General features: G+C 59.8%; 8 protein-coding genes and 1 tRNA gene. 3 read left to right on the forward strand and 6 right to left on the reverse strand.

Going from position 1 to position 13,552, the window contains the following annotated elements:
* Positions 1-121 precede the first annotated feature (121 nt).
* On the forward strand, positions 122-1,057 hold the full coding sequence (gene fabD, locus M2339_RS03820) for an ACP S-malonyltransferase (RefSeq protein ID WP_264587450.1): 936 nt from the start codon (positions 122-124) through the stop codon (positions 1,055-1,057).
* Between the two features lie 20 nt (positions 1,058-1,077).
* Entirely contained in the window at positions 1,078-1,818 is a 741-nt protein-coding gene (gene fabG, locus M2339_RS03825; RefSeq protein ID WP_264587449.1) for a 3-oxoacyl-[acyl-carrier-protein] reductase, read from the forward strand.
* A gap of 366 nt (positions 1,819-2,184) precedes the next feature.
* Here the strand turns inward: fabG and M2339_RS03830 are convergent, their stop codons facing one another.
* The 3 genes from M2339_RS03830 to folK all read right to left on the reverse strand — a co-directional run bounded on the left by M2339_RS03830 (position 2,185) and on the right by folK (position 9,964).
* Entirely contained in the window at positions 2,185-8,535 is a 6,351-nt protein-coding gene (locus tag M2339_RS03830; RefSeq protein ID WP_264587448.1) for an autotransporter domain-containing protein, read from the reverse strand.
* Between the two features lie 739 nt (positions 8,536-9,274).
* Positions 9,275-9,350: transfer RNA gene (locus tag M2339_RS03835), tRNA-Lys, on the reverse strand.
* A 74-nt stretch (positions 9,351-9,424) separates the two neighbouring features.
* A complete protein-coding gene (gene folK / locus M2339_RS03840) occupies positions 9,425-9,964 on the reverse strand; it encodes a 2-amino-4-hydroxy-6-hydroxymethyldihydropteridine diphosphokinase (RefSeq protein ID WP_264587447.1) in 540 nt (179 codons plus the stop codon).
* Between the two features lie 23 nt (positions 9,965-9,987).
* On the opposite strand from folK, the gene M2339_RS03845 reads away from it, so the two are divergent.
* Positions 9,988-10,659, forward strand: coding sequence for a uracil-DNA glycosylase (locus tag M2339_RS03845; protein ID WP_264587446.1), 672 nt, complete (start codon positions 9,988-9,990; stop codon positions 10,657-10,659).
* A 244-nt stretch (positions 10,660-10,903) separates the two neighbouring features.
* Here the strand turns inward: M2339_RS03845 and M2339_RS03850 are convergent, their stop codons facing one another.
* Genes M2339_RS03850 through M2339_RS03860 form a run of 3 tightly spaced genes read right to left on the reverse strand, consistent with a single transcriptional unit; the run spans position 10,904 to position 13,093 of the window.
* Positions 10,904-11,194: a putative quinol monooxygenase gene (locus M2339_RS03850; protein WP_264573133.1), complete on the reverse strand. Its 291-nt coding sequence runs from the start codon at positions 11,192-11,194 to the stop codon at positions 10,904-10,906.
* A 24-nt stretch (positions 11,195-11,218) separates the two neighbouring features.
* Positions 11,219-12,085: an N-carbamoylputrescine amidase gene (gene aguB / locus M2339_RS03855; protein WP_264587445.1), complete on the reverse strand. Its 867-nt coding sequence runs from the start codon at positions 12,083-12,085 to the stop codon at positions 11,219-11,221.
* A gap of 24 nt (positions 12,086-12,109) precedes the next feature.
* Entirely contained in the window at positions 12,110-13,093 is a 984-nt protein-coding gene (locus M2339_RS03860; protein ID WP_264587444.1) for an agmatine deiminase family protein, read from the reverse strand.
* Positions 13,094-13,552: the final 459 nt, after the last annotated feature.

The following is a 13,552-nucleotide window of genomic DNA, read 5'->3' on the forward strand; positions in this document are numbered from 1 at the left end:
GCGCACAATGGTGAATGTCCATCCTGGCGCGCCGTCGTGCCGGTCAAGCCAACAGGACTTGCCCGGGGCGCCCCCCCGGACTAGGGCGCAGGCCTTCACAGACCAAGCAGGGATCAGGGCCGTGCGTGCATTCATCTTTCCGGGGCAGGGCAGTCAGGCCTTGGGCATGGGATCGGCGCTGGCCGCAGCATCGCCCGTGGCGCGCGAGATTTTCCAGGAAGTCGACGAGGCGCTGGGCCAGCATCTCTTCCGCATCATGACCGAAGGACCGGAAGCGGACCTGACGCTGACTGAAAATGCCCAGCCGGCGATCATGGCCAACGCGCTCGCCACCTTGCGCGTGCTGGAGAAGGAGGGCGGCATCGTGCTCCGCGACAAGGCGGATGCGCTGGCCGGCCACAGCCTCGGCGAATATAGCGCCCTGTGCGCGGCCGGTGCCTTCGATCTCGCGACCACCGCCCGTCTGCTCAAGACGCGCGGCCGGGCGATGCAGGCCGCCGTGCCGGTGGGTGAGGGCGCCATGGCTGCTCTGCTCGGCGCCGACATCGAGAAGGCCGAGGCGCTCGCGGCTGCTGCGGCCGAGGGCGAAGTTTGCGCCGTCGCCAACGACAATGATCCGAGCCAGGTCGTCATTTCCGGCCATGTCGGCGCCATCGAGCGCGCGATCGGGCTGGTAAAGGATCATGGCATCAAGCGTGGCGTGCTGCTGCCGGTCTCCGCGCCGTTCCACTGCCCGCTGATGCAGCCGGCTGCCGATGGGATGGCGGCGGCGCTGGCGGAGACGCAATCGCCTGGCGCCTTCATTCCCGTCTATGCCAATGTCACGGCCGCGCCGGTGAGCGACGCGGCAACGATCCGCGATCTGCTGGTCCAGCAGGTGACCGGCCGGGTGCGCTGGCGCGAGAGCATTGGCGCGATGTGGGAAGCCGGCGTCACCGATTTCGTGGAACTCGGCGGCAAGGTGCTCGGCCCGATGGTCAAGCGCATCGCGCCGGATGCGACCGTGACCAGCGTGATCTCGATGGATGACATCGAGGCGCTGCTCGGCCGCGTGTGAGAGACAGGAGGGACTGTATCATGTTCGATCTCAATGGAATGACGGCGCTGGTCACCGGCGCGAGTGGTGGTATCGGCTCTGCCGTGGCCCGGGCGCTGGCCGCGCAGGGCGCGCGGCTTGCGCTCTCCGGCAGCAATGTCGGCAAGCTGGAGGCCTTTGCCGCCGAGCTGGGCGGCGATCATGTTTGCGTGCCGTGCGATCTGAGCGATGCGGCATCGGTGGACGCGCTGGTGCCGGCGGCGGTTGAGGCGCTGAGCGGCAAGCTGGATATCCTCATCAACAATGCCGGCGTCACGCGCGACAACCTCATCCTGCGCATGAAGGATGAGGAGTGGGACACCGTCCAGAAGATCAATCTGGAGGCGGCCTTCCGCCTGATCCGCGCGGCGGCCAAGCCGATGATGAAGGCGCGCACGGGGCGGATCATCTCGATCACCAGCGTCGTGGGCGTGACCGGTAATCCGGGCCAGGCCAATTACGCCGCCTCCAAGGCCGGTCTGATCGGCATGAGCAAGAGCCTGGCGCAGGAACTGGCCAGCCGGGGCATCACCGTGAACTGCGTCGCGCCCGGCTTCATCCGCTCGGCGATGACCGACGCGCTCAACGACGCCCAGAAGGACGCCATCCTCTCGCGCATTCCAGCCGGCGCGCTCGGCACAGGCGAGGATATCGGCGCGGCGGTGGTCTATCTCGCCAGCCGCGAGGCGGGCTACGTCACGGGCCAGACCCTGCATGTGAATGGCGGCATGGCGATGATCTGAGTCTTGGCCGGTCTCTGGCGAGATCGGCTGATCCCGGGCTCGTCATCACGGCAGAGCGAGATTTTTTATCGGCAGGCGGAACCCGATGCCGCGCCGATCATTCCTTCACTGACTGGCTCCCGCCGGTCAGCGGACCCCCTTAACGGCGACCTTTCAGAGGTCGCCGTTTTTTTTGTGGCGAGGGTTGGGTGGGGGCGGTCGGGCCCTGCACCGCCACCTCGAATGTGTCACTTTCCCGGTACAGGCGATTGATATCGATCTTGAACGTGATCGAGAGGCCTATGTCCCGTTTACTTTAAATTGAACCCTTGGTTCATTTTGTGAATGAACGGACGCCGCTTGCGTACGATATTTGACGCCTCAATTTTACATTGTGAGGCGTATTCCAACGGATCCATTGTGTCGGGTTTCGTCCCCCATTTCTCCAGCATAGGTAGCAAACGCGCTTAGCCGTCGGCTTACATCGTAGCTTAAGCCAACGCGGGTCGTCGCCATCATCTCCTGCCGCTCCAGTCCAGGGATGCTATAGCTTGCCTCAACGCCCTCGTAGCGAGCCGTTGCGGCACTATTTCGGCCTTTTAGGCGGCGTTGGATGCCAATGGCTGCGAAAGGATGGATTTTGTCACTTTCCGCTCTTCCTCCTTCGAGCATGACATCAGCATTCAGGAGCAAGAGGGTTCGCTCTGCCTTTAAGACTGAAAGAGCAAATGGACTGCTACCAGTCTCACTTAGACTGCCGCGAAGGGTTCTCACCCCAGAAAATCCGATGGATGGGCTCAGGGACCAAGCATTGCCAAGCGGAACAGCATAAGAAGTTCGCACATCCCCAACCCAATTGCGCAGCGTGTAGCGAGCGGACAGAGCAGTTCCGAGCGGGGTGCGCTCCGTTCGCGCATGACCTCCGCTGTAAGCTGCAATCGCGCCAATCTTCAGGGCGCCAGCCTGCCACCTTCCTTGAAGGCCAGCAATGAAACCGTTGGATTCTGTGTTGGCCGCTAATCCCGCTATTCTCTGATGCCCGGTCAGATAACCCGCAAAAACGCCTGCCCAACCCTGCCGCAAATTAATACCGATGCCGGCAAGGCCACCCCATGTCTGAAGGCGTGCCCCATCAATGCCGCGCCTGAGATCGTGACTGAATCGGCGGTTATTGCTCAGAATTTGCCCGAAGGTGAAAATGCCGGATCTTGAGGGAGAGATCCCCTGGGAGCGGGAGGCTTCGATAATCGTTAGAGCGTGCTCGACGCCGAGTTGTTCAGCTGACGCGTAAGCCTCCGCTGAAATCTGCTTGAACGCACCGTCATTAGTGGATCCTGACGATGTCAAAAGGCGGGGCACGGCAGCGATCAGACCCGAACTAGCCTCGCCCGATACCAGAACGTTGTTAAAGTAATCGATTGACGTGTTGACCTGTGGCGAGAAGCTGATGTCGCTAAGGAAGGTGCCAAGAAGCGACAGTTTCGTGGTCGACTGGCGCAAGAAACCCTGTACTGTTCCGGCCTTATCTATCGTAGTGAAGCTACCGTTGATCCCACCATCTGCTATGATCAAATCGAGCGTGACGCCGGGCGTTAGTGGACGATCCCCGTCCAATCGAAGCGTAGCATTGGGCGCTATGGTCAAGCTACCGGAAATGAGCAATAAGTCGCTGACGCCGGTATCAATTTCGAAGAGACTGGTTGACCCACCCACCAAGTTGACGTTGCCGTTCACGGTCATCGTACCTGGGGAGGCACCGGGGCTGAGTGTGCCTGCAACATCGAGGTTGCCGACAACGGTTCCAGCCGATCCGAACGTGGCGCCTGGCGCGACGCTGATATTCGGCACCGTCAGTCGCGATCCAGCCAAGCCAATGAAACGGCCGCCATTTATGGTCATCGTGCCAAAGTTAGACGCGCCGCCATAGCTCGTAACACCTGATTGAATTTCAAGGATATCGAAATTGACGAAGGCTGTGTTGCCAAGTGACAGGGGCGCAGTTTCCGTACCGCTGCTCGCGATTTCAAGGCGGTCGTTACCGGCCCCGGCATCAAGCGTGCCGGAAAGGCTTTGAGTCCCAGTTAGGCGGACCACATTGTCCCCCGCGCCAAGATCGATCCGCCCATCAAAAGCGCCTGCGATAGTGAGCCTTGCGAGGGCGTTCTCCATCATGAGCTTGTCGACGGACAGGGACGCACCAGCGTCAATCTGCAGAGCTTTACCGGACATGCTAAGTTGCTCGAAGCGCGCCGCTCCGAGTGTGAAGCGTAAAGCCCCAACTCCAGTCGTGTTAAGCAACTCAAATTGCTGCAGTGCATTGCCGTTGAGCGCGACATCTGTTGTCAGATCTAACGTCGCGATGTCATAGCCAGCGCCGCCGACCACCTCTCCGGTTAGTTGCGCATCCGACATCAGAAGTACATGGTCATCCCCTTCGCTAAGATTGACGGTGCCGCCGATTTTGCCGCCAGCCTGAACCACGACTTGGTGCGCCCCGCTATCCTCGATCATCATGTTGTCGCCAGTTGCGCCCAACGTTCCACTAATTACAAATGGCTGGGTGCCGATCTCTGCGAGCCGCTCGAAACCGATAACTGTTCCGGTCAGAACTGTTTGAGCCTGATTTCCGAACAATAGCCTGTCGGTACCTTCACCGCCATCGATTGTTCCATTCACCGTTCCGCCATCTGTAAGTAGGAACGTATCATCGCCCGCGCCGAGAAGAATATTTCCATGAATGGTACCATGATTCTCGATCACGTCATTCCCGTCGCCGAGCAAAATGGCTCCCGTGATTATGCCATTGTTTCGAACATAATCGTCGTTGGCACCCGACATGGTAATGGCGCGACCCAATCCGACTAGCGCCTCGGCATTGATCACACCGTCGTTGGTCAAATCCAATGCCGCGTCACCGCCGATCCCGGCAGCAGCTTGCCCGCTCGCCTGAATGAGCCCGGTGCTGCTATTGGTCACTCGGGCGGTCGCCGAGGCGCCGGTAAGCCGAATGGCTATGGCAGTTCCCGCAGCAGTTTGCGCGGCAATTATACCGCTGTTTGAGATACTGATGTCATCCTGACTTCCAAGGGTGAAGGTGCCCACATCCAGCGCATTGGCTAAAAACCCACCGCCATTGGCAGTAATCTGTCCACTGTTGATGAGTTGAATTGAGCCTGAAGCGATATTGTCGGCCGTCCACAACTTGGCACTCATGCCTCCGTCGATCAGGCCGCTGTTGGTAATGTCGATTGTGTCTGTGCCGCTGATAGTTGCAGCAAGATTCCGCTGGCCAAGGGGACTATTCGCGCTGTTTGAGACGATCGTTCCGCTGTTGGCGACTGTAAGCGCATCGGAGCGCGTGAGCGATAGCGCTGGCGAAGTTAGCGCCGCCTTACCGATCGTGCCTTCATTGCTGAACGTTGCGATATCGCCGACGACCCCTCCGGCGATGAGACCTTTGTTGAGCAGAGACCCCAATCTGGTCTCACTTGCAGAAATGGTATCTGGGTAACGAAGCATGGTAGAGAGCGATCCATTCACTGCCGCTTCATTCACTGCGGCGCCATCGCCGATCATGTACACATTGTCATCGAAGGAATTCGGGCTAGTCAGGGTAATGGTCGTCGATTCACCGTCAACTTTGACCAGCCAGTCTTCAAAGTTCAGCGCAGGAGGCGCAGTCAAAGCAAAGGCACCGCTGATGGCGCGAACAACACCATAGATGTCTCGTCCCCCGCCACCATCTATAACGCCGGACACACCGTTCGCGGCATCGATCTGCATGAACAAATCTGCGCCATCGCCGAATCGAAGGTCACCCGAAATCGTTCCACCGGCAGCAATGTAAGCAGCGCTGTCGTAGGCGCGCAGATTTGCGTTTTGCCGACCCATATCCACATTGCCAAGCACGGACCCTTCGTTGATGAAGGAGGTCAAATTCCCTTGGATTGCATTGCCGATGCCGCTGGAAATGATGCCGCCTGCCCGATTAATGATCGAGCCTTGGGCATATTCATTCACCACCGCGATACCGCCGCTGCTGTCAATCAGACCGGCATTGATGAGCGACCCGGAGCCCAGCGATACCGCGTCTCCACCGACTTGGATGGACCCATTATTCACGAACTGCTGAGCGACAAGAACACCGCGCGCGTTTGCGCCGCCGAAAACTTGCTGAATGACACCATTGTTTGTCAATGAGCCGCCCGACATCCCCGCAGCGCCATTCAGATTGATCGTCCCGTCGTTGGTCACGTCGCCACCAACAATGGCAGTCAATAAAGGATAACTTTGTAGATTGGTGACGTTGATTGTTCCTGCATTTACGAAGCGGTCGTACATGCCGACTGCGACAACTGCGCCTAGGGAGGTATCGTTCAAACTGCGCGTAACATCGATCAAGCCGCGACTAATGATGTCGAGTTCACTGGCTGGACCTACATAACCGCCTGCCATGAACCCATCTATGGCCTGATCCGTGCGTAACGCCGCAAACCCGGACGAAGGAGTAGAAATCGTCAAGTCGGCTAGAAGCTCCACACTGCCTTTACCCGCCAGAACCAAGGTTTTCGTCAACGGGTTCGCTGATGTCAACGTCAGCGCGGAGCCGTCGACGAGTTCGAACTCGCTGCTGGCAAATGGGCCGATCGCACCGGCGTCGGTCGATGCTGTGCCGCTCACGCGATACCGCAGTCGTGCTCCTTCCGATGCTGATACTGTGCCATTAACACCAGAGAACAGGCCAGCGCCGTTGTTCGACAGATCCGTCATGAAGGTGGCCGCGGAACCAAGGACGAGGTCCCCGTTGAGAATGCCGCCCGAGCGCGAGATATAACGTCCTCCACCGCTTTCACTGAATTCGACCGAGCCATTAATCGTGCCTGCGTTGATGACGGTTTCGTTAAAAACCGACGCTGTGATGGCCTTGCCGCCGACCGTGCCGACCACGCCGCCCACTTCGTTAATGAGGGCTCCATAAGCGGTGAGTTGTATCGCGACACCGGCACTGTCGGTTGCGCGGATCGTTCCCTGATTTGTTAGATAAGTCCCCAACACAACGCCGGCCGTCGCGCCTTCAATGAGACCCGTATTTGTAGAGTTGATGCCGGCACTGCCGCGCAGTTGGACCGCGGTGTCTCCAATCGATCGGATCGTTCCGCTGTTAATCATTCCGGAGCCGCTGATCGCGACAGCGTTTCTCACCGCCACTATCGTTCCGCTGTTCTGCAATCCGCCCTGAAATATCTGTACGCCATTTCCGGCAGCATCGATTATGCCCGAATTCGTAACGGAAGAACCATATTGTGCATCGATCGCCCAGAAACCTGAACCGGTGGTGCGGATTTCGCCTTCATTGATGAGGCGCGGAGCATTGGGTGCGGAAACACTATCGAGTTCGAATGCTTTGTCCGACAAGACCATAAAGGATCGATTGAGCAGCGTGCCAGCTCCCGTGACGAAAATACTCGCCGGCGCGCTATATCCTTGTTCAAGCGTTAGAGTGCGGTCCTTGTCGATCAAGGCCCCATAGCGCTGAAAGCCGGGCAGAAGAGCGAGCCCGGTGGTGATTGAGGTATCAGCGTCTACCCGCAGCAGTTGGGTGTTGTTGCCGGTACCTGTAGAAATGGGGCCGGTGACGCCTGTTATCGGCGTCGATTGACCGCTGTAACGAACATACAGAGTATTATAACCGGCTCCGAAATAAATGCTCCCTTGGATAGTACCCAGGGTTGAATCTACCATGGAATTTGCAGGGCCGGTTATGACATTGCCGATGATCGTACCGGCATTCGATAACTGTATGCCACTCGAGCTTTGAATCGCGATTGCACCCGCCGACTTGATAAGACCGCCGGCCTGATTGTCGATAAAAGCATAGGAAGGCGTGAGGGCGCTGCCGTTCCCATCGTTCACAATACTGCCGCTATTGGTCAATTTCTCGATAGTGAAGCTCCGGATCGTTGCTTCGGTCGAGTTGGATTTGATCGTCCCAGTGTTCCGCCAGGTCCCGTAGGTCAGGGGGAATGACAACGTGGTGGCTTCTCCTGCCGAAAAAGCGCTGGCGTTACCGCCATTGATCACTCCGGCATTGTCGAGCGATGCGACCGGCCCGGCGATCGTACCGATTATCATGCCTGTCTCGCGGTTTATGACAACATTAAAACCGCTATAAGGAGTCGTGTACCCGTTAACCGTGGAGGCGAGATTGCCTTGTAGTGAGACGCCACTCGTTCCTTGGATTGTGCCCGCATTATCTATTGAAACGTAGAGGCGCGCATCGGTATTTCCGGCGCTGTGCGCAAGGGAAAGTGCTGTCGCGCCGGACAATTGTCCATCGACTGCCACTGTCAACGCCAGATTGGTGGATGGGGCGCTCCAGCGACCGCGTGTACCGCTCATTAGCAAGATGCCAGGATTTGCATTGCCCATCGCAGCCCCGGCGATGGAAATGATTGATGTTAGTCGAGGCAAGTCGCCATTAGGTATGTCGATGGCAATAGCAGGGCCGGCGCTATTGCTTACTGTGGCGCCCTGGCCAACCACCACGGTCGTATCGCTCGTCGTCACCGTTAGGCCGTTATTGTCGGGGCCAGTGCAGGCGGTGACCTCATTTGCCGTCGTGGGATCTGGCAGGCACTGTGCCGCCACCTCAGAAGACGCTACTATCGCTATGCAACTGACACCGAAGCACAGCGGTGCGCGCAGCAAGCGGCGCGAGCGCCCAGCCAGATTTTTCATTAAAGCCCCCCCCGAGGTCGAGCCCGGGCCCGACGGAAATATTCGTTCCCTTTCAATAAATTTTGAGCAGCTGTCTAGGTTAGAGTTCGTCGCGGTGTCTTATTGAACAGGCGCTTTCGCCAATGTAGGGGCCGGGCGAAGGCGGATTGGCGGTCCGTGAGGCTGCCGTGGATTCAGACCTAAACCAGCGCCAGTTCATCCGTTGCATACGTCACTGAACGCGATCAATCCGCAGTTCGTGCCGCCGTCGATGCAATGGTGCCGAGCCGGGGCGCTCCGGCGCCTCCTGACAGCACCCGCGTGACAGCGGCGCTTCGACTGCTGCGGTCGCGCTACCGCTCGACATTCTAGGCGCGTTGGCAGCTCGTCGCCCTTCGCAGGGGACACTGGATGAATAGTTACTATTCTGAAGCGTGAATTCGCTCTCGAACGTCCGAGCTGAGAGCGAGTCCCGCTGGACGCGCTGCAGATACTCAAATGACTATTGTCTGGAGCAGGCGTTGGCTTCCGTCAACCTGGACAACCGGCTTTGGTCAGTTGTCGCAGACACGTTAAGATCGAGCGTCAGGTGTTTAGATCTGACGCACTAGCGACGTGTTTCGCTCCGCTGGGACGGCTTCTAGCGCTCGCCTGGAAGCCAAGGTCGCTCGAAATTTGCAGAAACCACCCCGCAGAAATCCGCCAATTCAATTCCAAGGGTAGGAAAATGCATGAGTGGCGTGGTGATACCGGCGGAATATGGTGAGCCCTGCTGGGTTCGAACCAGCGACCTACTGATTAAAAGTCAGTTGCTCTACCGACTGAGCTAAGGGCCCCCACGCGGGTGTTGCGATCCCCTAAAGGTGCGGGCTCTGGCGGTCAACCGGCTTGGCGGCTTTTACAGCCGCGATCATCTGGCTGGCTTGGGCTTGCGCAGGCGGGAGGCCAGATGGTGGATGGTGAGGCCGGACACAGGATCTTCTGCATTCGGAGCGATCGCGCACAGCGGTTCGAGGACGAAGGCACGGTCTGCGATGGCTGGATGCGGTACGGTTAGACGTTTGCTGCGCACGTTGCCGCCCGACCATAGCAACAGGTCGAGGTCCAGCGTGCGCGGGCCCCAGCGGCGGTAGCGGCGGCGATGGAAGGTGCGCTCGATGGCCTGAAGCTGGTCGAGCATCGCCAGCGGTGGCAGCGTCGTGCTCACAATGACTGCCGCATTAGCGTAAGTGCGCGCGGATGGGCCCAGGGGGCGCGAGTCGATGATGGGGGAGGCTCGCACAAGGCGGAGGGGCGCGAGGTCGAGGGCATCGAAGGCGGCGCGCACGATGTCGCGCGGGCGCATCCCCGCCATCGGACGATTGGCGCCGATGCCGACAGCGTAGATCTGCTCGCCGGTTCCCGGCGACCGATGGTCGCGCGCCAGAGGGTGGATGCTTGCCTTGTTCATCCGCCAGGGCCTATCCGCAGGGCATGTCCATGACCAGACCTGTTATAAGCCCCGTGCCCGGCGCCGAACCGGCGCGCGATTGTGCCTTGTGTCCGCGTCTGGTCGCCTTTCGGCAAGCCTGTCGCATCGAGCATCCGGACTGGTGGAACAGTCCAATCCCCGCCTTTGGCGATCCGGATGCGCGCATTGTTCTGGTGGGTCTGGCGCCCGGCAAACATGGCTCCAACCGCACGGGGAGGCCGTTCACCGGCGATTATGCGGGCGACCTCCTGTTCGCCACGCTGGACAAATTCGGCCTTTCGCGTGGCACATATGAGGCGCGCGTGGATGATGGCCTTGAGTTGGTGGATTGCGCGATCCTCGCCAGCGTGAAATGCCTGCCGCCACAGAACAAGCCGACCCCCGAGGAAATCCGCACGTGCCGTCCGTTTCTGGATGCGGAGGTCGCGTTGCTGCCCAAGGCGCGCATCTTCATCGCGCTCGGGCAGATCGCGCATCAATCCGCGGTGAAAGTGCTGGGTGGACGGCTGCCCAAGGCCCGCTTCGCGCATCTCGCCGAGCACCGGATGCCCGATGGGCGCATGCTAATCGATAGCTACCACTGCTCGCGCTACAATACAAACACCGGGCGGCTGACGGCGGAGATGTTCGAGGCGGTGTTCGAGCGTGCGCTGGTGTTAAGGGATGGCCTTTAGGCAACGCGATGATCGGCACGTTTATCTCTCTGCCATTGCGCTGGTTGGACGAACGCTGGGGCGGCTAACCGTGTGCGCGGCTGGCCTTTCGCAACGTGGCGGCTGTTGTGTAATGATCGCGCGCAAGCAAAGCCGATTGCATGCAGCAGACATTGCTGACCGGCCTTATCTCGCCAAGCTGAAGGCCCGGCTCAAGAGGCTGGTGAACGCGAGGGACTGAAAGCCACCGCCGCGCTCGCCGGGTTTATCGCAGCAGATAGTCGTAATAAGCGCCATCCGGCGGGCCGCCGGCGGCAGCCTGCACGCCATCCAGGGCGCCTTCCGGTAGCGAGGCGAGCGACTTGGCATGATGCTCTTCGCTGGCCCATTTCTCGATGAAGATGAAGCGGTGCTCGTTGCCCAGGTCCCGCATCAGTTCGACGCCTTCACAGCCATCGGCAGCCTTCACCGTGCCTGAGAGGGCGATGAGGGCCGCTTCCATCTCGGCGCTTTTGCCGTCTGCGGCGGGAATGATGTAGAGGCGAGCCACGGTCATACACATCTCCTTATGCAGCGATGGTTACACATCCTGCGCCAGCCGTCCATAAAGCTCGGGCCTGCGATCACGAAAAAAGCCCATGCCGGCGCGGTGCTTGCGGGCACGGTCGAGATCGAGCGTGGCGATAAGCGCGCCGGTCTGCCAGTCTTCCGCCTCGGCCACCAGATCGCCCCATTCGTCCGCGATGAAGCTGTGGCCGTAGAAGCTTTGTTCGCCGGTGGCGCCAGCCATCTGCTCGCTGCCGATGCGATTGGCCGCGATGACCGGCATGCAGTTGGAGACGGCATGGCCCTGCATCGCCCGCCGCCACATGCGGCTTGTATTCAGATCGCCATCATAAGGCTCAGAGCCGATCGCGGTGGGGTAAAAAAGCAGTTCCGCACCCATTAGCGCCATGGCGCGGGCCGTTTCCGGATACCATTGGTCCCAGCAGATGCCGACGCCGATGGTGCCATATTTCGTTTCCCACACCTTGAAGCCGGTGTTGCCGGGACGGAAATAATATTTCTCCTCATAGCCCGGCCCGTCCGGGATATGGCTCTTGCGGTAGACGCCCATGATCTCGCCCTGATCGTCGATCATCGCGAGGCTGTTATAATGGTGCTGGCCATCCCGCTCGAAGAAGCTGGTGGGGATGTAGACGCCCTGCGTCTTGGCCAGCTTCTGCATCGCCAGCACGGCAGGATGCTCGGTGAGCGGGCGGGCGCGGGCAAACAAAGCCTCATCCTCGACCGTGCAAAAATACAGGCCCTCGAACAGTTCGGGCGGTAGAATGATCTTGGCACCGCGCGCTGCGGCCTTGGCGACATGATCCTCCACCAGCGCGATATTGGCGGCCTCATCGTCCGAAAAGGCGAGCTGAAGCGCGGCGACCGTGAGATGAGACATGGCGTGATCCTGCGGCGGAAGGGGTCAGACGGCGGCCGGCAGATGCATGCTCATGCAATGGAAGCTGCCGCCGCCGCGCAATATGGCATCGGACGGCAGGCCGACAATAGCCCGGCCCGGAAAGAATGGCGCGAGCGCATCCAGCGCGGCCTGATCATTGGCCGCGCCATATTGCGGCACGATGACGGCGCCGTTGGTGATGCAGAAGTTCATGTAGCTCGCTGGCACGATGTGCCCGTCAATCTCGTATCGGCCGACCGACGGCATCGTGGCGACCTCCAGCCCATAGGCGCGGGCGCGAGCCGTGGCATCGGCATAGATCGCGGTGTTGGGATCATCCTCGGTGCTGGCCTGCGGCACCACGAGAACCCCCGGCGCCACGAAACGGGCGAGATTGTCGACATGTCCATCCGTGTGATCGTTCAGCAAGCCATCGCCCAGCCAGAGCATGGACGACAGGCCAAGGGTGCCGGCCAGGATCGTCTCGATCTGCTTGCGATCCAGCGTGGGATTGCGATTGGGGTTGAGCAGACATTGCTCGGTCGTCACGAAGAGCCCGGTGCCATCCGTATCGAGCGCGCCGCCTTCCAGGATGATGGGGACGTGACGGCAGGGCAGGCCGGTCGTAGCGGCAAGACGCGCCCCAATGTCCTCATCGCCCGGCATCTGGAACTTGCCGCCCCAGCCGTTGAAATCGAAATCGACAAGGGCGCGTGAGCCATTCGCGCCGACGAGGCCGATCGGGCCGGTGTCGCGCAGCCAGATGTCGCCGAAGGGTTCGTGGTGGACCTCTACGGCGGGGGAGGCCAGGGTGCGGGCGTAGAGGGCATCTGGCTCAGTACGCGCGAGAAGTGCAACGCGCTGGCCCTGGCTGGAGACCGCATTTGCAAATTCTGCTGCCTGGAACTGGGCATCCGAACGCGCTGAGGGCCATTCCGACGGGTCGCCGGGACAGCCAATCCAAAGCAGTTCCTGCGCGGTCCACTCTGCCGGTAGGATGTAAGACATTCGGCGTTCTCTCTCGTTTCGCGAGCGTCTTGGCCGACATAGCTTGCAATGACAAGGTGCGCTTTCGTCGCGGTCGGTGCTTGTTTTTTTCGGAGGGGGCTGCGCCTATGATGTGTCGAGTCTGTGCTTTTTCGCCGGGCTGACGTGGTGCAAACTGATGGGTCTGGCGGAAGGCAATCCAGCAATAACCGAATAGCAATGCTTTCGACGGTCATTCTCGCTAGGAACATCGGCGGTGTCAGGCCGTCGCGCGGCGCTGCCAACTCTGCTGCACCAGCACACGAAGAGGGTGTCCCGCATGGTTTCCCGTCAAAGTGAAACTCAGTTTCTGTTCAAATTGGTTGCGCTCGGCAATGGCATCAGAAGCGATAATGGACTAACGGCGATTGGGTCGCCCCCAACCTTCTTTATTTGAAAGATGCAGGGAAAATAAAATAGACGATGATCCTAATATATTAT

Origin of the sequence: Sphingobium sp. B2D3C (assembly GCF_025961835.1) — a bacterium.
In the GTDB taxonomy this organism is placed as follows: Bacteria; Pseudomonadota; Alphaproteobacteria; order Sphingomonadales; family Sphingomonadaceae; genus Sphingobium.